The following is a 24,767-nucleotide window of genomic DNA, read 5'->3' on the forward strand; positions in this document are numbered from 1 at the left end:
CCGCTAGCGCGTGTCAGAGCGACGCGGGCGTGAGGACGTTGTGTGATGTCAGGCGTGGTCTGCCGCGAGAGAGTCCGACGTCCTGCCGCAGCGCTGCTGCGGATCCTCGCCGTCGCCGCCGCCTACTGGGCGAGCGGGCAGATCGGTCTCCTCGAGCAGGTCGTGGTGGAGGGGGCGGTCGTCACGCCGCTGTGGCCTCCCACCGGTATCGCCCTCAGCTGCCTGCTGTGGATGGGGATCCGGGTATGGCCCGGTATCGCGCTCGGTGCGTTCTTGTCGATGGCCTCGCTCGAACCGGTGGGGGTGGCGTTCCTCGGCGTCATTGCCGGAAACACGATCGCACCGGTGACGGCGTATTTCGTTCTCCGGCGCATCGGCTTCCGCACGGAGCTCGACAGACTGCGGGACGGGCTGTCGCTGGTGTGCGTCGGCGCGGGCAGCATGCTCATCAGCGCGACCATGGGCACCGGCACCGTGGTGCTCAGCGGCTCGCTGCCGGCGGACGAATTCTGGCCGGTCTGGCTGGCGTGGTGGGCAGGGGACGTGATGGGGGTCCTGGTCGTCACCCCGCTGCTGCTGGTGCTGCGCCGGGCCCGGCTGCCGCGGGAAACGAGGCCGTACTGGTGGACCGAGGGTGTGGCCCTCTGCCTGGCGTCGCTCGGCATCATGTTCCATGCCACCCGCAGTGAGCTGCCGCTGCTGTTCCTGGCGTTCCCGATGCTCATCTGGGCCGCGCTGCGTTATCAGCTGCCGGGCGCGGCGGTGGGCGCGCTCCTGATCTCGGTGCTGGCGATCTCGGCGGCGACGTCCGGCAAGGGACCGTTCGAGGGCCGCACTCTGCCGGAGGTCATGGTCATCCTGCAGGCGCTCAACGGGGCCGCCGCACTGACCGCCCTGCTGCTGGCCGCGATCGTCACCGAGCAGATCGGCATCCGCCGCAGGATCGAGGAGGCGTGCTCGGCCTTGGCGGACGTCGTGGACCAGCTCGCGCCGGGTGAGACCGCGCACCTGTGGCCCTTGCCGGACGGCAGGAAGGGCGAAGGCGGCCGGTAGCGCCCTGTCGGGTCCCGCGCGTGTCTCAGGCGCGCCCCGCCGGCACGAGCCGCAGGCACATCGCCGCGACGGCAGCGATGCATGTGACGAAAAAGGGGGAAGGGGGTGAGTGTGAAGGGTGACGAGGGCAAAGACCAGGACGTGGAGAGTCTGCTGGACGGCTTGACGGTCGACCAGACCAGACCGGAGCAGCCGATTCTGCTCGATGAGTCGGGCCGCGCGATCCGGACGTGGCGCGAGAACTATCCGTACGACACCAAACTGCGGCGCAAGGAGTACGAGCAGCGCAAGCGGGTGCTGCAGATCGAGCTGCTCAAGCTTCAGCGATGGGTCAAGGACACCGGTCAGCGGCTCATCGTGATCTTCGAGGGCCGTGACGCCGCGGGGAAGGGCGGCACCATCCAGCGGTTCACCGAGCGCCTCAACCCCCGTGGAGCCCGCGTCGTGGCGCTGGAGAAACCCACGGAGCGTGAGAGGACCCAGTGGTACTTCCAGCGCTATGTCGCGCATCTGCCGTCAGCCGGCGAGATCGTCTTCTTCGACCGCTCCTGGTACAACAGGGCCGGCGTCGAGCGCGTCATGGACTTCTGCACCAAGGACGAGTACCAACTGTTCCTGCACCAGTGCCCGCTCTTCGAGCGCATGCTGGTGGAGGACGGCATTGTGCTGGTGAAATTCTGGTTCTCCGTGTCCAGGACGGAGCAGCGCACCCGTTTCGCGATCCGTCAGGTGGACCCGGTCAGGCAGTGGAAACTCTCGCCGACGGACGTGGCTTCGCTGGACCGCTGGGACCACTACACCGCGGCGAAGGTCGACATGCTCCGCGCCACCGACACCCCCGAAGCTCCCTGGACGGTCGTCAAGAGCAACGACAAAAAGCGCGGCAGGCTCGAGGCCATGCGCAGTCTGCTCCAACGCTGCGACTACATCAGCAAGGACATCGAGGCAGTCGGCGAACCGGACCCCTTGATCGTGGGCGCCGCCAACACCCTCCTGGAATCCGGCGAGGAGCCCACCGTCCTCTCGCCCACTCCGCTCGCACATCCTGCTGTCGCCCCCGGAGCGCACCCCACGGAGGATCCCCCGCCACACTGAGGGGATGAGACGGCGAGCCTTGGGTACGCGTGCGGCACACACCCACACATGACAGGAGGAGACCCTCATGAAGCGTCCCCGCCAGCACGGCAAGCCCCACCTCAGCGCTCACGAAGAGGTGACGCGTGAGATCAGGGACGCCGAACCGGACGTGATGGAGCCCCGCCGCGCCGAGAGCGTGTCAGGCGGGCTCACCGCGGGCCGAACCGCCCAGGAGAACGCGCGCACGGGCGACACCGAGGGCCGGTAGCCGGCCGTCGGGGACGCGGTCCCGGGTGTCACAGGGCGAGTGCGTCGCCATGAGAGCCGGCATTCGAGGCGGGCGCGGTCGGTCGCATCGCGGCGTTGCGGGCGGTGCCGTGCCATTCGAGGAAGACGACGGTGGCGTCGTCGGACAAGTGGTTCTCGTGGTGCTGCAGGACCGCGCGCATGAGGCGGCGCAGCGTCTCGGGGACCGGCAGTCCGTCGGCCTGGTGACGGACGATGAAGTCGACGAACCTGTCCAGTCCGAATTCGCGGCCCAGTGCGTCGCGGGCCTCGGTGATGCCGTCGGTGTACAGCAGCAGGCGGTCTCCCGGCTCCAGATGCTCCTTGCGGACGATGGCGGGCAGGCCGAGGTCGGTTCCCATCGGGTGGGTGGGAGGACAGTGCAGCGTGGTGACCCACCGGCCCCCACGGATCACGACCGGTGGCAGGTGCCCGCAATTGATCCAGCTCAGCTCTCCGGTGCGGCTGTCGAGGTCGGCGAGGACGCCGGTGGCGTAGCGGTCGTGATGGAACTCGTCGAGCAGCGTCTGCTCGATGGCCCGAGCAGTGCTGATGAGGTCATGCCCTTCCCGCCGTTGGGCGCGGCAGGTCGCCACCGCGAGGTTCGCGGTGAGCCCGGCTGCTCTGTCGTGTCCCATGGCATCGAAGATGGCCAGGTGCACCGTGTCCGCGGCGGTCGCGTAGTCGAAGGCGTCACCGGCGACCTTGTAGGCCGGCTCCATCGCGGCACCGAGCGCGATCTGCTCGTTGGCGAACGCCAGCGGCGGCATCAGTTTCCACTGCATCTCCGCGGCGACATTCATCGTTTCCGTACGCACCAGGCGGGCGTGAGCGTCGCTGAACGGCTGCTTGCTGACGATCAGCAATGCCGTGAGCGACGACAGATGCATCAGCGTGGCGCGTGCCTGGTCCTCGGGTGTGCCCTCGGCGACATCCGCGCGCAGCACTCCCAGCCGCTGCGTTCCGTCCAGCACCGGAACCCAGTACCGCGTGCGGCCCGACTCTGCGACCGGGGACGAAAGGATGCGCGTCTCGCGGAAGGCCACCCCGGGCAGCGTGGACTCCACGGCGAACTCCTCGCCGCCTTCGCCTGCGTCGAGGCCGCGGCCGGTGAGTTCCCGTAGCACCAGCTGGCGCAGGTCGGTGACGAAGACACGGGTGCCGTACGCGCCCACCAGCTCGGCCTGCCGGGCCAGCAGGCCGGGCAGTTGCTCGATGCCTGTCAGATGGCCCGCCTGCAGGATGCCGGTGAGGCACCGCAGGACGCTCTCCGTGTCTGCCATGGCCTTCCGTTCCAGCGCCGGGACGGCTGCCCGCTCGACGACGCTGCTCGTCGGGCGCGCTCGTCACCCAGCCTAGATTGCGCCGTACGTCGACGCCCGGCCGTCCTGCGCCGGTCGGATCGAACCCGGGGCAGTCCTGGACGGGGGCGCGGAGCGGAACGGGGACGGAGACGGTCTTGTAATGCACATGGTCCGTGGATCACCATGGCGCGTGCCTCACGATTCGCTCACAAGGCGCTCACAAGGCGCTCACAGGGCACTCACAGCACACGTATGCATGCACCTCCACCTGGCGCACACGACGCATGAGGAGAGACTACGTGGCACGAAGAAACAGACCGTTACGAGCGGCGCTCGCTGCCCTCACCGCCATATTGCTGTTACCCCTCGGCGCAGGTGTCGCGGCCGCAGCGCCCGAGCCGCCGCCCACACTGAGCCCGGCCGAACGGAAGATCGAACCCGAACTGCGGGTCCAGCTCGACGAGGGCAAGGCCGCCTTCTGGGTCTACCTCGACAGCGCCGCCGACCTCAGCGCCGCATCACGGCAGAGCAGCAAAGCAGGCAAGGGCGAAGCCGTCTTCCGCGCAAAAACGGAGCACGCCGCCCGTACTCAGGCAGGACTGATCAAGGCCCTGGACGGGGTCAAGGCCGAGTACACCTCGTACTGGATCGTCAACGCGGTGCGTGTCGTCGGCACCGAGAAGCTCGCCGGCACCCTCGCCCAGCGGCCCGAGGTCGCCCGTATCGACGCCGACGACAAGGTGACCATCCCCAAGCCCGCCAAGGGTGACCGGGAGGGGGCCGTGGACGCCGTCGAGTGGAACATCGACCGCATCAAGGCCCCCCAGGTGTGGGACCAGTTCGGTGTCCGCGGCGAGGGCATGGTCGTCGCGAACATCGACAGCGGAGTGGACCACCAGCATCCGGCCGTCCGCGGGCAGTACCGCGGTCTCGGTGCGGGGGGAGCGTACGACCACAACTACAACTGGTTCGACCCGGCCGGGGTCTGCGCCGGGGCCGCGCCCTGCGACAACAACGACCACGGCACCCACACCATGGGCACGATGGTCGGCGACGACGGCGGCGCCAACAAGATCGGAGTCGCACCCGGCGCCAAGTGGATCGCCGCCAAGGGCTGCGAGACCAGCTCCTGCTCCGAGGCATCCCTGCTCGCCTCCGGACAGTGGATCGTCGCGCCCACCGATCTGAACCGCCAGAACCCGCGTCCCGATCTCGCGCCGCACATCGTGAACAACTCGTGGGGCAGCTCGGTGCACGACGACTGGTACCAGCAGATCGTCGACACCTGGCGCGCCGCGGGTATCTTCCCTGCCTTCTCCAACGGCAACTCCGGGCCCTCCTGCGCCACCAGCGGCTCCCCCGGCGACTACACCGCGTCGTACAGCTCCGGGGCCTTCGACATCAACAACACGATCGCGTCGTTCTCCTCGCGCGGTGCGGGTCCCGGCGGCACGATCAAGCCGAATATCGCCGCCCCCGGCGTCAACGTCCGCTCCTCCGTGCGCAACGGCGGATACGGGTCGTTCTCCGGTACGTCGATGGCCTCACCGCACACCGCCGCCACCGTGGCCCTGATGTGGTCCGCCGCGCCCGCCCTCGAAGGGGACATCGCCCAGACCGAGGCCCTGCTGGACGGCACCGCGGTCGACACCGACAACACCACCTGCGGAGGCACCGCCGCCGACAACAACGTGTTCGGCGAGGGCCGGCTCGATGCGCTCGCAGCGGTCCAGGCCGCACCACGCGGCGCGGTCGGCGCGCTGACCGGCACCGTCCGCTCCGGCGGGGAACCGGTGGCCGGAGCGAGGATCACCGCCGACGGCCCCTCCGACCGCACCGCCACGACGGCTGCCGACGGCAGCTACAGCTTCCCGGCGCTGTCGGTCGGCGACTACACGCTGACCGTCGGCAAGTTCGGCTACGGACAGGAGTCCGCGACCGCGTCCGTCACCGAGGGAGCCACCGCCACCAGCGACTTCACACTGACGCAGGCGCCTTCCGCCAAAGTCACCGGCACCGTCTCCTCCTCCGCGGGCCCCGCCGCCGGTGCGGCCGTGACCGTCGCCGACACCCCGGTGACCGCCACCACCGACGACCAGGGCCGCTTCGAAGCCACCCTGCCGCTCGGTACGTACGACATACGGGCCACCCACTCGTCCCGCTGCGTCACCCCGGGCAGCACCCGTGTGACACTCACCGCCGACACCACGGCGGCCGTGACCCTCCCCGACCGCATCGACACCTACGGCTACGCGTGCGCCGCAGCTGACCGGACGTATGTGCCCGGCGACCGACAGCTCGCGCTGACCGGCGACAACACCACCGAACGCGTCGATCTGCCGTTCTCCGTACCCCTGTACGGCAAGACGTACGGCACGGCATACGTCGGCACCAACGGCACCGTCAGCTTCGGCGGCGCGCACACCGGCGACGTCAACGGCGACATCCCGAGCACCGGCACGCCCAACGCGGCGCTCTACCCGTTCTGGGACGATCTGATGGTCGGCGCGGCCGGCACCGGCTCAGGTGTCTTCACCGCTGTCACCGGCTCCGCGCCCCACCGCTCCTTCGTCATCGAGTGGCGCCAGGTGTCCCACTGGTCCGCGCAGAACGACACGTTCTCCTTCTCCGCCGTGATCGGCGAGGACGGGCGTGTGTCGTACCACTACAAGGACACCACCGGAACCGGCCTGAAAGCCGGGTCCAGCGCCACGATCGGCGTGGAGAACGCCACCGGCACGGACGCCTTGCGCTACTCGTTCAACAGCGCCGTGCTCAACGGCGGGCTGGCGGTGGCCTTCCGCACCACCAAGAGCGGTGTGGTGGCCGGCCGGGTGCTCGACGCCAACGACGGCAAGGGCGTCGAAGGGGCAACGGTCACCGTGGGCGCCGGGAGTTCGGCGGTCACCGCCACGACGGCCGCCGACGGCGGGTACGTCGTCCAGAGTCCGTCCGGCGAACAGCCGGTGTCGCTGACTGCCCCCGCGTACCAGTCCGCACAGAGCACGGTGCAGGTCACGGCGGGTGAGGTCAGCGGCGTCACGCAGTCCCTCAGGACCGGCAAGGTCACAGCATCCCGTCCGTCCCTGGACGTGGTGGCGCCACCACAGCAGCGGCGGACGCGTACGTTCGACCTCACCAACCCCGGCTTCGGCACGGCCTTCACGGTGACGGAGGACGCGCCGTGGCTGACGGCGACCCCGGCGGGCGGTGACCTTCCGACCGGGGCGAAGGTGCCGGTCACCCTCACCGTCGACACCACCGGCATGGAGCCCGGCACGGTCCTGACGGCCGATGTGAAGATCACCTCGGTGAGTGGCCGCAGTCCCGTCCTGACCGTACCGGTGAAGATGATCGTGCCCCGCTACCAGATGGCGCTCGACTCGGGCGCCGGCGCCGGGAGTGTGGACGCCGCGGGCGACGCCTGGTCACCTGACCGCAGGTACTCGGCCGGTTCGTACGGCTACCAGGGCAACTCCGGTACCAGGTCCACCAGCCGTACGATCATGGGCACGGACGAGCAGAAGCTGTACCGCAGCGCCCGCGAGGGCATGTACGAGTACCGCTTCGACAGTGTGCCGAACGGGGTCTACACCGTGGAGCTCGGCTTCGCCGAACTGTCCTCGACGCGGCCGAACAAGCGCGTCTTCGATGTGCTGGCCGAGGGCGCCGAGGTGCTGCCCGCCCTCGACATCGCGCTGGAGGCGGGCAGTTACACCGCCCTGACGCGCACGTATACGGTCACCGTCACCGACGGGACCCTCAACGTACGCTTCGCAGCCCGCGGCGGGTTCGGAAAGCCCCTGATCAACAGCCTCCGGGTGACCGAGCGGCCTGACAAGAGCTGACCGTACACACGCCCTCCAGGGGCGGGGCGCCGCGTGGCGCCCCGCCCTACCCCCGGCCGCCGGCGTTCTGCGGGTGTGTGAGGTTCACGCCGGTGCGCGGGTCGAACAGGTGCATCCGGGATGTGTCGACCCACAGTTCGGCCGGCGCCCCTTCACGGATCCGTGTGGCGGCGCTGAGGCGGGTGACGATCTGGTGTTCGGTGGTCCCGGTGTCAAAGACGCCGGAGTCTGCGGCGAGTTCTTCGAGTTCCGTGGTCGTGGTGGGCCGCCATGCGGTCTCGGTGAAGTAGGCGTACACATCCGATCCGAGTGACTCGACCACGTCCACGGTGGTGGTGAAGGCGGTGCCCGCGCGGCCGGGGTCGACCAGGGCGGCATCCTCGAAGGCCTCGGGGCGCAGTCCCACGATCAGATCCCGGGGGGCGCCCTGCGACTCGAGTTGCCTCAGTGTCCGTGCCTCCAGCGCGAGTTCGCCGACGGAGGTGCGCAGGACGTTCTCCTCCAGCGTCGCGTTCAGGAAGTTCATGGCGGGGGAGCCGATGAAACCCGCGACGAACAGATTGCGCGGCTCGTCGTAGAGATGCTGCGGTGTGCCGACCTGCTGGACGACGCCGCCGCGCATGACGACGACGCGGTCGCCGAGCGTCATCGCCTCCGTCTGGTCGTGGGTGACGTAGACGGTGGTGGTGCCGAGACGCTGCTGGAGGCGGGAGATCTGGGTGCGCATCTGCACCCGGAGTTTGGCGTCGAGATTGGACAGCGGTTCGTCCATCAGGAAGGCCTTGGGGTCGCGGACGATGGCCCTGCCCATCGCCACGCGCTGGCGCTGTCCGCCGGACAGGTTCGCCGGCTTGCGTTCCAGATGCTCGGTCAGATCGAGGATCCGCGCGGCTTCGTCGACCTTGGTGCGGATGACGGCCTTGTCGGCCTTGGCCAGACGCAGGGCGAAGCCCATGTTGTCGCGCACGCTCATGTGCGGGTACAGGGCGTAGCTCTGGAACACCATGGCGATGTCACGGTCCTTGGGCGCCTTGTCGTTGACGACCTGACCGCCGATGCGCAGGGTTCCTTCGGTGATGTCCTCGAGTCCGGCGATCATGTTGAGCGTGGTGGACTTGCCGCATCCGGAGGGTCCGACCAGGATGACGAACTCCCCGTCCCCGACGGTGAGGTCGACGTCGCGGACCGCCAGGGCACCGTCGGGGTATCGCTTGGTGACGCCCTCGAGGACGATCTCGGCCACGGTCAGTGCTCCTTGTGCTGAGGACCGGCCAGGCCGGTCAGCCCTTGACGGCCCCGGAGGTGAGTCCGGCGACGATGCGCCGCTGGAACAGCAGCACGAAGACGATGATGGGAACGGTGATGACGACCGCGGCGGCGGCGATCGAACCGGTGGGCTGGGCGAACTGGCTGCTGCCGGTGAAGAACGCGATGGCCGCCGGGACGGTGCGGGCCGCGGTGGTCGAGGTCAGCGAGATCGCGAACAGGAAGTCGTTCCAGCAGAAGATGAAGACCAGAATGGCCGTGGTGAACACACCGGGCGCCGCCAGTGGGGCGATCACCAGCCGGAACGCCTGGGCGGGGGTGGCGCCGTCGACCTTGGCCGCCTTCTCCAGATCCCAGGGAATCTCCCGGAAGAACGCCGAGAGGGTGTAGATCGCGAGCGGGAGGGAGAAGGTCATGTACGGGATGATGAGACCCGGCCAGGTGTCGAAGATGCCCAGGATCCGCTCGATGTTGAACAGCGGGGAGACCAGCGAGATCGGCGGGAACATCGCGATCAGCAGGGACATTCCGATCAGCAGCCCCTTGCCGGGGAAGCGCAGCCTGGCCACCGCGTAGGCCGCAAGGGTCCCCAGTACCACGGCGATCGCCGTCGCGATCAGCGCGATGCCCACGGAGTTGATCAGGGCGCGGGTGAACTCCGAGGTCTGGAAAATGCCTCGGTAGTTGTCCCATGTCCACTTGCTCGGAATGAAATTGCCGTCGGTGAGGGTGCTCGGATCCTTGAACGACAGGGACGCGATCCACAGCACCGGGAAGAGCGCATAGGCGATCACCACCACATTGGCGACCGTCCAGCCTGTCACATGCCGCTCGCCCGCACGGGCCATCAGCGTCCCACCTCCCCTGCGCCGGGGGCCGCGGCCCCGAACAGCCTGATGAAGACGAAGGCGATCAGCGCGACGCACAGGAAGATGAGCACGGAGACGGCCGAGCCGATGCCGAGGTTGAGCGCGGTGAAGAGATTGTCGTAGCCGAGGATCGACACCGAACCGGTGCCGTGCGCGCCCGAGGTCAGGATGTAGATGTTGTCGAAGACCCGGAAGGCGTCCAGGGTGCGGAAGAGCAGCGCCACGAGGATGGCGGGCTTCATCAGCGGCACCGTCACCAGGGTGAACCGCTGCCAGGCGGTGGCGCCGTCCACCTGCGCGGCACGCAGGGTCTCCTCCGGCACCAGGGCGAGCCCCGCGAGCAGCAGCAGCGCCATGAACGGGGTGGTCTTCCACACCTCGGCCAGGATGATCAGTCCGATCGCGGGCCACTGCTCGGTCAGCGGGGCGTCGCCCGCCGGCAGCAGTGCGGCGAGGTATCCGGTGCCGGGCGTCCAGGCGTACTGCCAGGAGAAGGCGGCGACCACGGTGACGATCCCGTACGGGATCAGGATCGCTGTGCGCACGGTCCCGCGCGCGAAGATCGTACGGTGCATGACGAGGGCGAGCACGAAGCCGAGGACGAGCTCCACCGCCACGGAGACGAACGTGATGACCAGGGTCACCCAGAACGCCTGCCACCAGAACTCTGAGGAGAGCACCGCACCGTAGTTGCTCAGCCCCACGAAGCGCGCCTGGTTCGGGAAGCGCAGGTCGTAGCGCTGCAGCGAGAGATAGACCGCGTAACCGACGGGATAGGCCGTGACCGCCAGCATGACGATGACAGCGGGGGCGCAGAGCAGCAGGCCCAGCCGCCGCTCCTGCCGCGCGCCCTCGGACAGCGCCGTGGCCTTGCCCGGCGCCGGGGCCGGCCCGGTGGCGTGCGCGGCCGCCGGTCGGTTCACGGGATCAGCCCCTTGGACTCGAGGGCGTCCTGGATCTGGCTGCCGATGCGCTCCACGTCGCTGCGCGGCTCGATGCCGGACGGCGGCGAGAGCGTGTGCGAGATCGCGATGGACACGTTCTGGTAGGCGGGGGTCTTGGGCCTGATGCTGGCGCTCTCCAGCGCCGCCAGCACCTGTGCGGCGAACGGATAGTCCTTGACCAGCGCCGGGTCGGAATACAGCGAACGCAGCGTGGGCGGCAGACCGCCCTGAAGTGCCGCCGTCATCTGGTTCTGCCGGTTGCGCAGGCACAGTGCGGCCTCGAAGGCCAGGTCGGCGTGGCGTGAATAGGCGCCGACGGCGAGGTCGATGCCGCCGATCGTGGGCTTCGCGGGTCGTCCCGCCTGCACGCGGGGGTAGGACGTCCAGCGGAAGTTCTTGAACAGCTTCGGGTTGTTGGCCTTCATCGACGGATAGACGAACGGGTAGTTGACCTCGAAGGCGGCGGTTCCGGACTCCATGGCCAGCCGGTTCTGGTCCTCCATCTGGTTGGACAGGGACGGGTCGGCAGCCGGTGAGGTGGCAAGGTCGCGCATGATGGTGGCCGCCCGGACGGCGGGTGGGCCGAGCGAAGGAGCGGTCGCGCGGGCATTGAGGATCGAACCCCCGGCGCTCTCGACGAGCGAGTTGAACCAGACCGTCAGCCCTTCGTACTGGGCCCCCTGGATCTCCACGTAGTGCGGCTTGCCCCGCTCGGCGAGAGCACGTGCCATGTCCAGCATCTCGGCCCAGGTCGTGGGCGGCGTGGGGACGATGTCGTCGCGGTACCAGAGCAGTTGGGTGTTCGTGTTGTAAGGAACCGCGTAGAGCCTGCCCTTCCACGATGCCGTCTCGAGAGGTACTTCGAGGGTGTCCTGGCGGGCGCGCCGGAGGTTCGCGCCCCTCCAGGGCAGAATCCACTTCGCCTCGGCGAACTCGGCGGGCCAGGTGACATCGAGCCCGAGGATGTCGACGGTGCTGTCCCGGGCGGCGAGCCGCCGCACGAGTTGCTGGCGCTGGCCGTCCGCCGTGCGCGGAAGCTTGTTGTACGCGACCCGGTACCGCCCGCCCGAAGCCTTCGTGCAGTTGCCTGCCGCAGTCGCCAGGGCCCCGGAGTCGTCGGGGAAGTTGTACCAGTTCAAGGTGACCGGTCCGGTGCCGGTGGGGGAGTCGCACGCGCTCGCGAGCACCGCGAGCAGCGGGAGTGCCGCAAGAGACCGCAGAAGGCGTACGGTGCTGCGCCGCGGTGTGTTCGTGCCGTGGAGCCGGTGAGGGCGGAGAATCCTCTGCACGCTCTCCACGCGGCTTCACGCCCCTTTGATCCGGCAGCTTCGAGTGGGCGTCGAGCACCCGATCCCGCCGACGGTATGTGCGCCGATGCCACTGATCTCAGCCGGAGAAACGTGTCGTGACAGGGTGCACCCGGATGGCGGCACGGCCGCCACGACCCGCGCCGGACGTAGGGTGACCGGAATGAGTGATGATCCTGTGATCCTGCGCCCCGTGGCCGAGGACGATCTTCCGCTGCTCGAGAAGTTCCTGACAGATCCGCAGGCGACGGGGCCGTTCCAATGGCTGGGGTGGTCGGATCCGGGGCGCTGGCGGCGCCGCTGGACGCAGGACGGCCTGCTCGGCGATGACGGCGGACAGCTGATGGTGGTGACCGGCGACGAGCGGCTGGGCTTCGTGGCCTGGAGGAAGGTGGCGACCTCTCGGGCCTCGTACTGCTGGAACATCGGAGCGCAGCTGGTGCCGGAGGGCCGAGGCAGGGGTGTCGGCACGCAGGCCCAGCGGCTGCTGGTGCGGTATCTCTTCGGACACACGCCGGTGGTCAGGCTCGAGGCGGACACCGAGGCGGAGAACGTCGCGGAACAGCGCGCACTCGAGAAGTCCGGCTTCACCCGGGAGGGCGTGCTGCGCAGTCTCGTGTTCCGGGACGGGCAGTGGCGGGACGTCGTGCGCTACAGCGTGCTGCGGGACGACATCGTCCCGGCAGGCGCACCCGGGCAGCCCGGCACCAGTGGCAGGCCCCTGGCCTGAACCCCTGATTCAGTGCCGAGGCTGCTGCCGGGGTGAGCCGCGTCTCACCCGGGCGGCGCCCCTTGTCTATGCAACGAGTTGCATAGAAGGATCGGGGCATGGCGCTGGAACACGCGATCCTTGTCTCTCTGCTGGAGAAACCGGGCTCCGGCTACGAGCTCGCCCGGCGGTTCGAGCGGTCCATCGGATACTTCTGGACCGCCACCCATCAGCAGATCTACCGCGTCCTCAAACGCATGGAGAGCGACGGCTGGATCGACGTCCGTGAGGTGCCGCAGCAGGCCCGGCCGGACAAGAAGGAGTACTCCGTCGCCGCCCTCGGCCGGACCGTCCTGTCCCGCTGGCTTCACGAGCCGATCGAACCCGAGAGCGTCCGGCACGACCTCGCGGTGAAGATCCGCGGCGCGGCCTTCGACGACCCGGCCGCGCTGATCCGCGAGGTCGAGCGCCATCACCAGACGCACTCCGACCGCCTTGCGCACTACCTCGCGGGGGAAGTGCGTGACTTCACCGGACCCGAGGCACCACCGGCCGCCGACGCCGCGCGCGAGCTCCAGCACGTCGTGCTGCGCGGCGGCATCGCGTACGAGCGGATGACGCTCGCCTGGCTCGACGACGTACTCGCCACCCTCCGCCGGCTCGGCCCCGGAAGCTGACCCGGCGCGGGGAGCGACCCGCCGCCCCGGCGACGGGCATCTCCGCCCACACCCGCGCAAGGCCCTCCAGCCCACCAACCCGCAACCACCGAGCCGGAAAGGCGAACACCCATGGCCGACCCGCTGCTGTTCAACCCGCGTACCTACGACCCCGCGCACTTCGACCCCGAGACCCGCAGGCTGCTGCGCGCCACGGTCGACTGGTTCGAGGACCGCGGCAAGCGCAAGCTCATCGAGGACTACCGCTCCCGCGCCTGGCTGGCGGACTTCCTCGCGTTCTCCGCCAAGGAAGGGCTGTTCGCGACCTTCCTCACCCCGGCCTCCGACGCCGGGCAGCAGGACAACACGCGCTGGGACACCGCCCGGATCGCCGCCCTCAACGAGATCTTCGGCTTCTACGGGCTCGACTACTGGTACGCGTGGCAGGTCACCATTCTCGGCCTCGGCCCGGTCTGGCAGAGCGACAACGCCGCCGCCCGCACCCGCGCAGCGGAACTCCTCACCCAGGGTGAGGTGTTCGCCTTCGGCCTGTCCGAGAAGGCCCACGGCGCCGACATCTATTCCACCGACATGCTCATGGAGCCCGACGGTGCCGGCGGCTTCCACGCAAGCGGCTCCAAGTACTACATCGGCAACGGCAACGCCGCCGCTCTCGTCTCGGTCTTCGGCCGCCGCACCGACGTCGAAGGGCCCGACGGCTACGTGTTCTTCGCCGCCGACAGCCGCCACCCGGCGTACCGCCTCGTGCAGAACGTCGTCGACTCCTCCAAGTACGTCAGCGAGTTCCGCCTCGACAACTATCCCGTCGGCCCCGACGACATCCTGCACACCGGCCGCGCCGCCTTCGACGCCGCCCTCAACACCGTCAACGTCGGCAAGTTCAACCTGTGCACCGCCTCGATAGGCATCTGCGAGCACGCGATGTACGAGGCCGTCACCCATGCGCAGGGCCGCATCCTCTACGGCCGCCCCGTCACCGCGTTCCCGCACGTGCGCCGCGAACTGACCGACGCGTACGTCCGGCTGGTCGGGATGAAGCTGTTCAGCGACCGTGCCGTCGACTACTTCCGCTCCGCCGGTCCCGACGACCGCCGCTACCTGCTGTTCAACCCGATGACCAAGATGAAGGTGACCACCGAGGGCGAGAAGGTGATCGACCTGATGTGGGACGTCATCGCCGCCAAGGGTTTCGAGAAGGACACCTACTTCGCGCAGGCCGCCACCGAGATCCGGGGGCTGCCGAAGCTGGAGGGCACGGTCCACGTCAACCTCGCGCTGATCCTCAAGTTCATGCGCAACCATCTGCTGGACCCGGCCGAGTACGCACCCGTGCCGACCCGCCTCGACGCGGCCGACGACGACTTCCTCTTCCGGCAGGGGCCGGCCCGGGGCCTTGGCTCCATACGGTTCCACGACTGGCGCGCCGCCTACGACGCCTATGCCGGCGTGCCCAATGTCGGGCGTTTCCGCGAACAGGCGGACGCCCTGTGCGAGTTCGTCACGACGGCCGCCCCCGGCGAGGAGCAGAGCCGCGACCTCGATCTCCTTCTCGCCGTCGGCCAGTTGTTCGCGCTGGTCGTGCACGGCCAGCTGATTCTGGAACAGGCGCACCTGACGGGGCTCGACGAGGACGTGCTCGACGAACTGTTCGCCGTCCTCGTACGCGACTTCTCCGCGCACGCCGTCGAACTGCACGGCAAGGACTCCGCCACCGTGCAGCAGCAGAACTGGGCGCTGGACGCGGTCCGGCGGCCGGTCGTCGACGACGCCCGCTCGGCGCGTGTCTGGGAACGCGTCGAGGCACTGGCGGGTGCGTACGAGATGGCGCCGTAGGAAGCGCAGGCGTCCGTCGGCCGGGGCAGACTCGGCCTGCCCCGGCCGTCGGAACTCCCGCACTCACCCGGCCCTGGAGCCCTCACCTTGCGATGGCCCGCTGGAGCAGGTGCATCCTGAACTGCGTGCAGGCGCCGGCTCCGGGCGCTAGGCTGCGCGAATGATCATTTCCCTTGTCCGCCCGCGACCGGCCCTCAGGGCGACTTCGAGCCGCACGGGACGCTGACATGGCGTCCTTCGTGTACCGGATCACCCCGTACGACCCCGCGGAGCGGGAGGCGGCGGACCACGACAGGACGGCCGTCCAGTACGACTCCAGGGAACGTGTCGCCGCCGCCTGTGTCGCAGCGGCTGCCGGGTTCGCACTCGACGCCGGTGCCGACCACCTGACGGTGGACAACCCGATGCTGGAGGGCTTCTTCTCCTTCTCGGTCCGCAGGAGAGGGGGAGGCCACGGTCTCTCCGGGCTCTTTCCCTACGGCCTGGCCGGGTATCACGACGGCGCGGGCATCCCGCTCGCCACCGGGCTCGGCCTGCTGCGGGCCATGGTGCTGCGCGACGGCACCTGGTGCCGGCTGGTCACGGCGAGCGGGTTCTTCCTCCATGTCGGCGACCAGGACGACGTTTACGTCGGCAGTGACCGGCCGCACGACGAGGCCGTGGCCCGCACTCGCGCCCTGGGGTTGTTCGCCGAACCGGTCCAGTTCTCGCCCTACGACCCGGCCTTCGACGAGACCGACGGCGAGCGGCCCGCCGGTGACGTCTTCTGGGCGGAACTCTGCGGCCTCGTCGCCGAGCACGGCGGCGTGCTGCTGGAGGAGCGGCACATCGCCAACGCCTACCGCTGGCACCGCGTGACCACAGCGAGCGAGGCCGCTGCGGTGCGCCGGCGGCTGGCCCCACGGGCGCGGCTGTCGGTCTGGCCGGACCTGAGCGAAAACATCGAGGCGGTCCGAGCCGCGATTCTGCGCCGACAACGCCTCGAACTGCTGGTCGAGCAGGGCTCCGACGGAGGGTCCCTCCAGGTGCGCATCGCCGAGACGTGGATGGCACGGGCGGATGGGCCGTCCCTGCTGGTTGCCGCGGGGGCCGCCCGTCGAGCGGCCCTGGTCCCACTGGAGCCGGCCGATCGCCACCCGCTGCTCGCCGGAGTGCTGCCGGACGCCGACGGCGTCCTGCGGGCGCGGTGGCGGACCAACCGCACTCGCGCCGACGAGCGCAGGACGCTCCTCGGCTCGCTTCGGGTGGGTGACGTCGTCACCGGCGTCGTCGCGACCGGCCTGGACGATGTGGGGGTGCACGTGGACCTGAACGACGATCTGGGCCGCGGCCTCGGATTCCTGCGCGTTCCCGAGATGTCCTGGGACCATATCGGCTCGGTGGACGACATTGCCCCGGTCGGCCGGGAGATCCGCGCCCGGATCATCGGCATCGACTGGGCATGGGAGCGGGTGAACCTGTCCCTGAAGGCACTCCGGCCGGATCCCCTGGGGCTGTTCGCCGCCGCCCGTCAGGTCGGCGAGACGATCCCGGGCAGGGTCACCAAGCTGGTGCCGTTCGGCGCCTTCGTCCGCCTCGCGGAGGGCGTGGAAGGCCTGGTCCATCTCGCCGAACTGGCCGATCGTCAGGTCGAGGGCCCCGAGGACGTCGTCGCGGTCGGGGACGACGTCCTTGCCACCCTCATCGGCGTCGACCTGGAGCGCCGCCGTATCAGCCTCTCGCTGAGGACACGGACGGAGTGAATTCCCGCCATCCGGGGGGTGGTGGGTCCGCGATGGATGCGCCGAGGGCGGCCTCGACAGCGTGCGCGGCCGGTCACGGCCCTCAGCTGCGCACCTCCAGGCGGCCGGTGGCGCGCAGCGTACCGCCGCAGGAGATCGTCTCGCTGCCGTCCCTGGTGTGCCACGCGCCGTGCAGGGTCTTCACACGGGCCGGCCACCTGGGGTTGCTCACGTCGTCGCAGTCGACGACGAGCCGCCAGGTGTAGGTGGAGCCGCTGTAGCACGTGGCGGAGGCGGTGTTCCCGCTGCCGGCGAGGTGGCAGGGCAGACGGGCGGCGGAGGCGGGGGTGGCGGCGAGCAGTCCGGCGGCCATGGCCGCGGCGGCGGCCAGTCCGAGGGCGGTCTTGGTGCGCAGCACGGGTGGATTCCTCTCCATGGGGGTGGCGGGACCACCACTATGGATCAGGCAACCGCTTCCGGTCTAGACCAATATTGACCTCAACCCGCTTGATTTCAGGCCGCGTTCGCGTGTCGGAGAAGTGTGAAGCGGACCGGGAGTCCCGGTGTGGCCTGGGCGGCCGCGGCCAGGCGGCTCTCGGGGACCACGCCGATCACGGGATAGCCGCCGGTGGTGGGGCTGTCGGCGAGGAACACCACCGGTCTGCCGTCCGGCGGTACCTGGATCGCGCCGATCACCATGCCCTCGCTGGCCAGTTCGCCGTGTACGGCGCGCTCCAGGGCGGGGCCGTTCACGCGCAGCGCGATGCGGTTGCTGTGGGGTGAGACGGTGAACCGGGCCGTGGCAAGGGTGCGCAGTGCGGCATCGGTGAACCAGTCGTTGCGGGGACCCGGCAGTACGGGGAGTACCAATTCCCTCGGCGGTCCCTCGCACAGTGCGATGTCGGCGTGGACCGGGTGGCCGAGAGCCTTGCCCACCGGCAGGTGGTCGCCGTCCCTGAGCGGCGCGGGTCCGAGGCCGGAGAGGAGATCGGTGGAGCGGCTGCCGAGCTCGGGTTCGACGGCGATTCCGCCGCTGACGGCGACGTAGCTGCGCAGTCCGCCGACCGCGGCGCCCACGTCCAGAACCGCACCGGCCGGTACATGGACGGCGCTCGCCCAGGCGGCAGGCCGGCCGTTGACCCGCACCGGCGCGGGCGCCCCGGTCACGGCCACGGTCACGGCCTGCAGGGTGCGCACGGCGACGCCCGTCAGGGTGGTTTCCAGGGCCGCCGTGTCGGGGGTGTTGCCGGCGAGGCGGTTCGCCAGCCGGTGGGCGCTCTGGTCGAGGGCGCCTGAGCGGGGTACGCCGAGGTGGGCGTGGCCGAACCGGCCCAGGTCCTGGATCGTGGTCAGCGCTCCGGCGCGCACCACCTCCAGCATGCCGGTCACGCGGCGCCCCTCTCGGCACCTGTCGGCACGAACCGGACCCGCGTGCCTGGTACCAGCAATGCCGCCGGCCGGCGGTTCGTGTCCCACACGTTCACGGACGTCGTGCCGATCAGCTGCCAGCCACCCGGCGAGGAACGGGGGTAGATACCGGTGCAGTTGCTCGCGACGGCCACGGATCCTGCCGGAACCGACGTGCGCGGCGCACAGCGGCGCGGCACGTGGTACCTCTCGTCGAGTCCTGTCATATAGGCGAATCCGGGGGCGAATCCTGAGAACGCGACCCGGTGTTCGACGCTGCTGTGTACGCGCGCCACCTCGTCCTTCCCCACCCCCCACAACTCGGCGACCACGGCGAGGTCTTCGCCGTCGTAGCACACGGGGATCTCCACGAGCGGGCCGCTGTGGGCCAACAGGGGCGGCACCGACCAGCCCTGCAGAGCCGCCTTCAGGCCCGACAGGTCGGACACCCCGTACAGCAGAACGGTCGTCGCCCCGGGAACGATGTCGCGGACGTCCGCCAGTGGGCCTTCGCCGCGGCGGCGCACGATCTCGGCATGCCAGGCCTGAGCCTCCTGCGGGCCGTCCAGGTCGAGGAGCAGCGAGTCCTCGCCCACCGGCAGAAGCCTCATGCGAATGCCTCCAGCGTGATGCCGGCCGCCTCCAGCCCGGCCCGGACCCGCCGGGCGAGTGCGACGGCTCCGGGGGTGTCCCCGTGGAGGCACAGCGATCGTGCCCGTACGTGCACCGCCTCGCCGTCCAGAGTCGTGGTGCGGCCGTCGCGCGCGAGGGTGAGCGCCCGTTCGGCGACCTGCCCGGGGTCGGTGATCACCGCGCCCGGCGTTCCCCGCGGGACCAGGGTCCCTGCTGCCGTGTAGGCACGGTCGACGAACGCCTCGCCGATCACTCCGAGGCCCGCCTTGCCGGCCTCCTCGTGCATGACCGACCCGGGCAGGCACAGCACCGGCAGTGCGGGATCGGCCAGCCTGGTGCCCACGGCCACGGCAGCGGCCTGCACCGGGTCGGCGACCACGCGGTTGTACAGGGCGCCGTGCGGCTTGACGTAGGCCACCTTCACCCCGGCGGCCCGGGCGAACACCTCGAGCGCACCGATCTGGTAGGTGATCTCGTCAGCCAGCTCGTCGGCGGGTACGTCCATGGCGCGCCGCCCGAAACCCGCCAGGTCCCGGTAGGAAACCTGCGCTCCGATCCGCACACCGCGCTCGGCGGCGATGTCGCAGACCTTGCGCATGATGCTGGGATCGCCCGCGTGGAACCCGCAGGCGACATTGGCACTGGTGACCACCGACAGCATGGCCTCGTCGTCGGTGAGGACCCACCGTCCGTAGCCCTCTGCGAGATCGGCGTTGAGATCGATCACGATGTCGTTCATCGCTGCTGCGGTCTCCTAGGGCGAATGACCTGCCGCCCGCCGATGCGAGGCGTACGTGCACAGCCGGCGGCTCACGGCGGGGCCATCAACGTAGAGGATTGTTGAACGATTCGACAAGGGTGCCGCGGGCATCCGGCCGTGGGCATCCAGGAGGGGGCCGCGCTGTCCCTACCCGGCCCCCCGGCGCGGTCCCCGGCCCTGATCGGTCGCGATGTGCGTCGCGATGTGCTCGGAGTACCGGCCCACGAGCTGCTTCTCGGCGTCGTCGAGGTAGGCGGCGAGCAGCAGCTCCGCCTTCACCGTGTCGGCCGCCTTCAGGGCGGCGAGGATCTCCCGGTTGCGTGCCAGGTAGGGCTCGTGAAAGTCCCGCGCGTCGTCCATCGCGTGGAAGACCAGGCGCAGCTCGGCGAGGATGCCCAGCATCAGCTCGTTCAGGCGGGTGCTTTTGGCGAGGGCCACCACCGCGTGGTGGAAGTGGATGTCCGCGGTGGCCAGGCCGCGCCCGTCCCCGTCCTGCGCGGCCCGCTCTCCCTCGGCGACGGCAGCTTCGGCCTTGGCCAGGTCGTACGGAGGCATGCCCAGGTGGCGGACGGCAGCGCGTTCGATGATGTGGCGCACCCGGTAGATGTCGGTGACGTCCTCAGCGGTGAGGACACGCACGAAGACACCGCGATTGAGCTCGTGCACCAGCAGCCGCTCGTGGGTGAGCAGCCGGAACGCCTCACGGAGGGTGTTGCGTGAGACCCCGAGAGCGGTCCCGATGGCGTCCTCGGAGAGCTTGCTGCCCGGCGGCAGGTACCCCTCGCTGATGCGTTCACGCAGGATGTCCGCGACCCGGTCTGCGGTACTGAACCGGCCCAGGCGCTCGCGATCACCCGTCAGAACGGCCGGATCGACCTCGGTGGCCATGTCCACGCCCCTTGCTTCCGGGATGTTCCCGGAAGCAGTCAAGCGAACAGCAGGGGAGGAATCAACCTCGTCATCTGCAGGATTGTTCAACGTTCCTGGACCTGCAAAGACGGGCGAGCCTCCTGTGGGATCGAACTCCTGGTCAGCCCGGCGCCTGTGAGGAACCCCCCGACTGCCGGTCTCTCTCTGGTACGAGGCCGTGCCTGCGTGTAGCGTCGCCTGTAGATGTCGTGGTTCGCAGTACCCCGGCCCGCGCTGTGGCGCGGGCGCTTTGCTGTGCAGTGCCTGAGAACCAGGGCGATCACCTCCGGACCCCGCGCGGTGCGGGATCCGACAGCGACTGAGAGGCACCAGCATGGCCAGCGGTACCGTCAAGTGGTTCAACTCCGAAAAGGGCTTCGGCTTCATCGCGCAGGACGGCGGCGGCCCCGACGTCTTCGCCCACTACTCCAACATCAACGCGCAGGGCTTCCGTGAGCTCCAGGAAGGCCAGGCCGTCACCTTCGACATCACCCAGGGCCAGAAGGGCCCCCAGGCGGAGAACATCACCCCTGCCTGATCCAGCAGGTCACTCCAGGGGCCCCCGGACGCGCCCAGCGCGCTCCGGGGGCCCCTGGCCTGTGGTGGCGCGGGTGCCGGTGCACGCGCGTGGAGTGGGACCGGCAGCGCAGAATGGCCTGACACAGCACACGAGGAGCCCGAATGATCTTCATCACCGCCAGGTTCACGGTCCACCCCGAGTTCGCCGACCGATGGCCGGAGATCACCGCCGATTTCACCGCCGCATCACGCGCTGAACCCGGCTGCCTCTGGTTCAACTGGTCCCGGGACGTCGAGGACCCGGCACAGTACGTCCTGGTCGAGGCGTTCCGCGACGACGAGGCCGGCGCGGCTCACGTACAGTCCGAGCACTTCAAAGCCGCACAGCAGACCCTGCCGCGTCACTTGGCCGAGACACCCCGGATCGTGAACATGACTGTCCCGCAGGACGACTGGTCACTGCTGGGCGAGATGGCTGTCGACGAACGTTGACCCATGGATCCCCCGGCGGATCCGATCGACGCCCATGACGGGCGAGGCGCCGCGACGGCGCTGATGCTGCACCGCAGCCCTGAGCGCCGGATCGGTGACAGGGGCGCCCGTTACGCGGAGTCGGACGGCGGAGGCTGGAAGTGCCGGTCGTACTCACGGACCGCCGACTCGAGGACCTGCGGCAGGATCTGTCCGAAGGCCTTCATGCCGGGCACGCCTCTCGCGGCCGCTCGGCAAACGGCCCGGCCCTGGCGCATGTAGCGCGGCATGGTGCGCTCGAATCGGTCGGCCAGTTCGGCCTCGGAGGTTCGGCTCTGGGGATCGTTGCGGTTCCAGGGGACGATGACGGTGACCCAGGAGCGCGGTGTCGCGTCGTAGGCGGCGAGACGCCGGCGTACGTCGTCGTCCTCCAGCGCCCAGCGATCGACCAGGAGGATCTCGGGCTGCGGTGGCGGCACGCTGGACGGCGTCGCGGGCACGAAGGATGACACGGTGGCACGGTAGTTGAGCGAGCGCACGAGATCGTGTGCCACGGAGGCGAGCGGTCGGACGAAGCCGGGGTGGAAGGGGTTCCAGTCCTTCGGCTGCCCGCCGTAGTAGTCGGGGGAGCGGCCGTCGGGCAGATGGTTGCGGGTGGGCGCGGCGACGGTCAGACGCACATCACGTGGTGGCAGGCCGGGCTGTCGGAAGGAACTGGGTGCGGTGCGGTGGTCGATCGGTTCGCCGGGGGCGATGCGAGTGGCCTCGGCGACACCGACGATGCGTTTGGCCAGTTCGTAGACGGCGGCCTCGTACTCCTCGGCGAATATCCGAAGCTTGATCAGCTCGTAGAAGCCCCCGGTCGCGGAACGGTCGCCGAGGGCGGTGCGGTGATCGAACGCCATGTGCCTGGCGACCTCGGGCAGTTGATCCGGCGGGGTCGGCACCCACATGGCGGGCACGACCGCCTCGGCCGGGCGGTCGCTCCTTGCGTGGTGGTACACGGAGCGCTGCGCGAAGGCATACCACTCCTTGCCGCACATCTCGCTCGCGAAGTAGCGAGGAGAGATCAGGGGCACGAACACCTGGGAGGTGGCCAGGGCTTCACTGAGCTGTTCGGACCATCCTTCCCCTGAACGCAGTTCGCGGTCCATGAACCCCGCAGAGGCACCGGCCGGCAGATCGGTCATGGCCATCACATGACCGCACAGATCACGGAACAACCGCTCCACCCACATGTCCGGATCGGGTCCGCTCGGCCCGTAGCTCGGCGTGTGCGCGTAGCTCAGATAGAAGTACGGCCGGTACGCGACCGCTCGGGATCGTGACCCGCCCCGGAACAACTCCTCCCGGTCCGGATCCGGTCCGGTCTGCCGTGGAGGATGCGCGCCGCCGGCAAGGCCGGCGGCGGACGGCCGGTCCTCCGCGAAGCTGTCATCCTGCGCCGTTTCTTGTGCAGCGGTGTTGTTCGCGGTTGTTCGGAACAACTCCTCCGCACCTTGTGTCCCGGACAGGGAAGTGCTGTCCGCCGGCTGCGCCACCTGAGGCCCGACCCCTTGGGCAACGACTTGCCCGGGCACCACTTTCACCCCGGTGGGGGCGACTCCCACATCTGGCCGTGCGAGGGTCAGTCCCATCTCCTCCGCGGCTTCCTGAACGGAGTCGTGCTCGCGGTCCAGTACGGTGCGCACCTTCTCCAACGTCTCGTCGACAGCATCGAGCGCTGCGTCCTCCAACGTCGGATCGGCCAGGACCGGAGCGAGCGGATCCACGGCGCCGGCTTCCGGTGCCTGGCGCGGGGAAGTGCCGCCGGCCTTCAGGTGCCGGAGCTCGGTCTCCAGCTGTTCGATACGGCGAGCCGCGTGATCCGCGACGGCTTGCGCCGTCTGCCGGTCCCGTTCGGCGCGGGCCAGTTGCCCTTGGAGCTCGAGCTCCTGGCTCTTGGCCCGCTGCACCGCCTGACGAAGGCCGACGAGTTCACCGGGAGCCGCCGCGGCTGAGGAGGCCTCCAGGGCCTCAAGGCGGCGCGTCAGCTCCAGGACCTTGGCCTGCGCCTGGCCCAGCATGCCGAACAGCACCGTCGCTATCTGCAACGCCTGCTGACGGCCGTGCTCACTTGCCTCGAAGTTGCGTCTGACCCGGGCCAGTTCCTCGAAGGCCTCCAGAGCCTGACGGCTGACTTTGAGCAGTTCGTCCGCCGTTCCGGACGGTGACACAGGAGTAGGTGCCCGCTGAGACAGTTCCCACAGCTGTTTGGGGCGGGCAAGTCGCTCCGCGGCCGCGGGACCGGCCTCATCGGGGAAGCACACGTCCGCGACCGCTTCGACCAGGGCCCACGACAAGCCGTCTCCTGCAAGACACGTCCGTAATCGGCGCAGATCAGGAACCCGTCCATCCGTGAAGTGATCGACCGTCAACTTCGCCTGCAGCTCAGCTACGTTGATCTCCGCTGAAGCGAGCCAGCTTCTGAGGAAGCCGACCAGTTCATTGATCTCGGCACACGAGCCACGCGGCGCCCCCCATGGGCGACCAGGACGCGTCATCTGCCCTCCCCCGTAACGGTCCCCGTTTGTTCCGGGGACAACTCTCCTTTTCCCCGGAACAACATCCAACCCCTCGACCGGCCACCTCAAGGGACAGATCGTGAAGTTGACCCCGGCTCGTCTCCGGGCGCCCTACGTCTCCAGGCGGCACTCATGACCCTCACCCGCTCCACCCTGCTTCTCACACTCCTCACCTTGGCTCTGCTCCTTTCCCTCGCGGCCGCAACGGCGGCGGCCGCTCTGGCGAGGTGGGACGGAGCGACCGTTCCGGCCGCCATCACGCGCGCAGGCGTCGCTTTCGCCGGGACGATGTCGCTGTGCCTCGGCCTCATCGCCCTGGCACAGACGGCACTGCCCTGAAGTGGTCGCCATGTGTACGGAAAATCCCGTGCCCGCGCCCCGCCTGATCGATAGGCTCGCCTCGCGCGCTGACACAACATCACAGCGCGCGCATCGACGAGTGAGGGGAGCCCGACCGTGCGTTACCGCACCGCTGTCGTCGCTCCCCGGTCACGGTACGACGTGATCCTGATGTCTACGTGTTCCCGGTGCCGGCCGCGCGGCCGCCGCCGGACACCCGCGACGAACACCTGACCCTCGTCCGTCCGTTGAGCTCTGTGGCCGGGTACGCC

Annotated in this window: 22 protein-coding genes; 11 read left to right on the top strand and 11 right to left on the bottom strand. The window is 69.4% G+C overall.

Annotated elements, in window-relative coordinates; genetic code table 11:
• The first annotated feature begins 54 nt into the window (after positions 1 to 54).
• The 3 genes from ABZ208_RS19760 to ABZ208_RS19770 all read left to right on the top strand — a co-directional run bounded on the left by ABZ208_RS19760 (position 55) and on the right by ABZ208_RS19770 (position 2,398).
• A complete protein-coding gene (locus ABZ208_RS19760) occupies positions 55 to 1,053 on the top strand; it encodes an MASE1 domain-containing protein (protein WP_356910781.1) in 999 nt (332 codons plus the stop codon).
• Positions 1,054 to 1,158: 105 nt separating this feature from the next.
• Positions 1,159 to 2,148: a polyphosphate kinase 2 gene (gene ppk2, locus ABZ208_RS19765; RefSeq protein WP_356910743.1), complete on the top strand. Its 990-nt coding sequence runs from the start codon at positions 1,159 to 1,161 to the stop codon at positions 2,146 to 2,148.
• Between the two features lie 67 nt (positions 2,149 to 2,215).
• Positions 2,216 to 2,398 carry a hypothetical protein gene (locus ABZ208_RS19770; RefSeq protein WP_356910744.1) on the top strand — a complete coding sequence of 61 codons (183 nt, stop codon included), beginning with the start codon at positions 2,216 to 2,218 and terminating at the stop codon, positions 2,396 to 2,398.
• Positions 2,399 to 2,426: 28 nt separating this feature from the next.
• Here ABZ208_RS19770 and ABZ208_RS19775 read toward each other — a convergent pair whose 3' ends face one another.
• On the bottom strand, positions 2,427 to 3,698 hold the full coding sequence (locus tag ABZ208_RS19775; RefSeq protein ID WP_356910745.1) for a PP2C family protein-serine/threonine phosphatase: 1,272 nt from the start codon (positions 3,696 to 3,698) through the stop codon (positions 2,427 to 2,429).
• A gap of 320 nt (positions 3,699 to 4,018) precedes the next feature.
• Here ABZ208_RS19775 and ABZ208_RS19780 point away from each other — a divergent pair, with 320 nt between their 5' ends.
• Entirely contained in the window at positions 4,019 to 7,567 is a 3,549-nt protein-coding gene (locus ABZ208_RS19780; RefSeq protein WP_356910746.1) for a S8 family serine peptidase, read from the top strand.
• Positions 7,568 to 7,613: 46 nt separating this feature from the next.
• On the opposite strand, the gene ugpC is transcribed toward ABZ208_RS19780, so the two are convergent.
• Genes ugpC through ABZ208_RS19800 form a run of 4 tightly spaced genes read right to left on the bottom strand, consistent with a single transcriptional unit; the run spans position 7,614 to position 11,944 of the window.
• Positions 7,614 to 8,810 carry a sn-glycerol-3-phosphate ABC transporter ATP-binding protein UgpC gene (gene ugpC, locus ABZ208_RS19785; protein WP_356910747.1) on the bottom strand — a complete coding sequence of 399 codons (1,197 nt, stop codon included), beginning with the start codon at positions 8,808 to 8,810 and terminating at the stop codon, positions 7,614 to 7,616.
• A 37-nt stretch (positions 8,811 to 8,847) separates the two neighbouring features.
• A complete protein-coding gene (locus tag ABZ208_RS19790; protein ID WP_356910748.1) occupies positions 8,848 to 9,681 on the bottom strand; it encodes a carbohydrate ABC transporter permease in 834 nt (277 codons plus the stop codon).
• Entirely contained in the window at positions 9,681 to 10,562 is an 882-nt protein-coding gene (locus ABZ208_RS19795) for a sugar ABC transporter permease (RefSeq protein ID WP_356910782.1), read from the bottom strand. The genes ABZ208_RS19790 and ABZ208_RS19795 overlap by 1 nt, the downstream gene beginning before the upstream one ends.
• Positions 10,563 to 10,621: 59 nt before the next feature.
• The gene (locus tag ABZ208_RS19800) at positions 10,622 to 11,944 is read right to left on the bottom strand and encodes an ABC transporter substrate-binding protein (RefSeq protein ID WP_356910749.1); all 1,323 of its coding nucleotides are present in this window, start codon (positions 11,942 to 11,944) and stop codon (positions 10,622 to 10,624) included.
• A gap of 172 nt (positions 11,945 to 12,116) precedes the next feature.
• Here ABZ208_RS19800 and ABZ208_RS19805 point away from each other — a divergent pair, with 172 nt between their 5' ends.
• From ABZ208_RS19805 to ABZ208_RS19820, 4 genes are all read left to right on the top strand, one after another.
• Positions 12,117 to 12,683, top strand: a complete 567-nt coding sequence (locus ABZ208_RS19805) for a GNAT family protein (RefSeq protein WP_356910750.1) — start codon at positions 12,117 to 12,119, stop codon at positions 12,681 to 12,683.
• A 98-nt stretch (positions 12,684 to 12,781) separates the two neighbouring features.
• On the top strand, positions 12,782 to 13,339 hold the full coding sequence (locus tag ABZ208_RS19810; RefSeq protein ID WP_328404625.1) for a PadR family transcriptional regulator: 558 nt from the start codon (positions 12,782 to 12,784) through the stop codon (positions 13,337 to 13,339).
• Between the two features lie 111 nt (positions 13,340 to 13,450).
• Positions 13,451 to 15,172: an acyl-CoA dehydrogenase family protein gene (locus ABZ208_RS19815; RefSeq protein WP_356910751.1), complete on the top strand. Its 1,722-nt coding sequence runs from the start codon at positions 13,451 to 13,453 to the stop codon at positions 15,170 to 15,172.
• Between the two features lie 227 nt (positions 15,173 to 15,399).
• Positions 15,400 to 16,914: a S1 RNA-binding domain-containing protein gene (locus ABZ208_RS19820; RefSeq protein WP_356910752.1), complete on the top strand. Its 1,515-nt coding sequence runs from the start codon at positions 15,400 to 15,402 to the stop codon at positions 16,912 to 16,914.
• Between the two features lie 82 nt (positions 16,915 to 16,996).
• Here ABZ208_RS19820 and ABZ208_RS19825 read toward each other — a convergent pair whose 3' ends face one another.
• The 5 genes from ABZ208_RS19825 to ABZ208_RS19845 form a co-directional block, all read right to left on the bottom strand.
• Positions 16,997 to 17,311: a hypothetical protein gene (locus ABZ208_RS19825; RefSeq protein ID WP_356910753.1), complete on the bottom strand. Its 315-nt coding sequence runs from the start codon at positions 17,309 to 17,311 to the stop codon at positions 16,997 to 16,999.
• Positions 17,312 to 17,406: 95 nt separating this feature from the next.
• A complete protein-coding gene (locus ABZ208_RS19830; protein ID WP_356910783.1) occupies positions 17,407 to 18,273 on the bottom strand; it encodes a biotin-dependent carboxyltransferase family protein in 867 nt (288 codons plus the stop codon).
• 5 nt (positions 18,274 to 18,278) lie between these two features.
• A complete protein-coding gene (locus tag ABZ208_RS19835) occupies positions 18,279 to 18,911 on the bottom strand; it encodes an allophanate hydrolase subunit 1 (RefSeq protein WP_356910754.1) in 633 nt (210 codons plus the stop codon).
• The gene (locus ABZ208_RS19840) at positions 18,908 to 19,672 is read right to left on the bottom strand and encodes a 5-oxoprolinase subunit PxpA (RefSeq protein WP_356910755.1); all 765 of its coding nucleotides are present in this window, start codon (positions 19,670 to 19,672) and stop codon (positions 18,908 to 18,910) included. The genes ABZ208_RS19835 and ABZ208_RS19840 overlap by 4 nt, the downstream gene beginning before the upstream one ends.
• Positions 19,673 to 19,840: 168 nt before the next feature.
• Entirely contained in the window at positions 19,841 to 20,581 is a 741-nt protein-coding gene (locus ABZ208_RS19845) for a GntR family transcriptional regulator (protein WP_356910756.1), read from the bottom strand.
• 355 nt (positions 20,582 to 20,936) lie between these two features.
• Here ABZ208_RS19845 and ABZ208_RS19850 point away from each other — a divergent pair, with 355 nt between their 5' ends.
• On the top strand, positions 20,937 to 21,140 hold the full coding sequence (locus tag ABZ208_RS19850; RefSeq protein WP_328404639.1) for a cold-shock protein: 204 nt from the start codon (positions 20,937 to 20,939) through the stop codon (positions 21,138 to 21,140).
• Between the two features lie 143 nt (positions 21,141 to 21,283).
• Complete coding sequence (locus tag ABZ208_RS19855) at positions 21,284 to 21,613, top strand: putative quinol monooxygenase (protein ID WP_356910757.1); 330 nt, start codon at positions 21,284 to 21,286, stop codon at positions 21,611 to 21,613.
• Between the two features lie 110 nt (positions 21,614 to 21,723).
• Here the strand turns inward: ABZ208_RS19855 and ABZ208_RS19860 are convergent, their stop codons facing one another.
• Complete coding sequence (locus ABZ208_RS19860; protein WP_356910758.1) at positions 21,724 to 23,934, bottom strand: TIR-like protein FxsC; 2,211 nt, start codon at positions 23,932 to 23,934, stop codon at positions 21,724 to 21,726.
• A 354-nt stretch (positions 23,935 to 24,288) separates the two neighbouring features.
• Between ABZ208_RS19860 and ABZ208_RS19865 the strand changes: the two genes are divergently transcribed.
• Positions 24,289 to 24,495, top strand: a complete 207-nt coding sequence (locus ABZ208_RS19865; protein ID WP_356910759.1) for a hypothetical protein — start codon at positions 24,289 to 24,291, stop codon at positions 24,493 to 24,495.
• Positions 24,496 to 24,767 lie beyond the last annotated feature (272 nt).

The sequence above is a fragment of the Streptomyces sp. NPDC006208 genome (assembly GCF_040613775.1).
GTDB lineage: Bacteria > Actinomycetota > Actinomycetes > Streptomycetales > Streptomycetaceae > Streptomyces.

Bases quoted from the DNA above. Each gene is read 5' to 3' on its own strand.
- ABZ208_RS19810 (WP_328404625.1), top strand. From the start codon at position 12,782: ATGGCGCTGGAACACGCGATCCTTGTCTCTCTGCTGGAGAAACCGGGC.
- ABZ208_RS19845 (WP_356910756.1), bottom strand. From the start codon at position 20,581: ATGGCCACCGAGGTCGATCCGGCCGTTCTGACGGGTGATCGCGAGCGC.
- ABZ208_RS19805 (WP_356910750.1), top strand. From the start codon at position 12,117: ATGAGTGATGATCCTGTGATCCTGCGCCCCGTGGCCGAGGACGATCTT.
- ABZ208_RS19830 (WP_356910783.1), bottom strand. From the start codon at position 18,273: ATGCTGGAGGTGGTGCGCGCCGGAGCGCTGACCACGATCCAGGACCTG.
- ABZ208_RS19770 (WP_356910744.1), top strand. From the start codon at position 2,216: ATGAAGCGTCCCCGCCAGCACGGCAAGCCCCACCTCAGCGCTCACGAA.
- ABZ208_RS19855 (WP_356910757.1), top strand. From the start codon at position 21,284: ATGATCTTCATCACCGCCAGGTTCACGGTCCACCCCGAGTTCGCCGAC.
- ABZ208_RS19840 (WP_356910755.1), bottom strand. From the start codon at position 19,672: ATGAACGACATCGTGATCGATCTCAACGCCGATCTCGCAGAGGGCTAC.
- ABZ208_RS19835 (WP_356910754.1), bottom strand. From the start codon at position 18,911: ATGAGGCTTCTGCCGGTGGGCGAGGACTCGCTGCTCCTCGACCTGGAC.
- ABZ208_RS19850 (WP_328404639.1), top strand. From the start codon at position 20,937: ATGGCCAGCGGTACCGTCAAGTGGTTCAACTCCGAAAAGGGCTTCGGC.
- ABZ208_RS19815 (WP_356910751.1), top strand. From the start codon at position 13,451: ATGGCCGACCCGCTGCTGTTCAACCCGCGTACCTACGACCCCGCGCAC.
- ABZ208_RS19865 (WP_356910759.1), top strand. From the start codon at position 24,289: ATGACCCTCACCCGCTCCACCCTGCTTCTCACACTCCTCACCTTGGCT.
- ABZ208_RS19820 (WP_356910752.1), top strand. From the start codon at position 15,400: ATGGCGTCCTTCGTGTACCGGATCACCCCGTACGACCCCGCGGAGCGG.
- ABZ208_RS19790 (WP_356910748.1), bottom strand. From the start codon at position 9,681: ATGGCCCGTGCGGGCGAGCGGCATGTGACAGGCTGGACGGTCGCCAAT.
- ABZ208_RS19775 (WP_356910745.1), bottom strand. From the start codon at position 3,698: ATGGCAGACACGGAGAGCGTCCTGCGGTGCCTCACCGGCATCCTGCAG.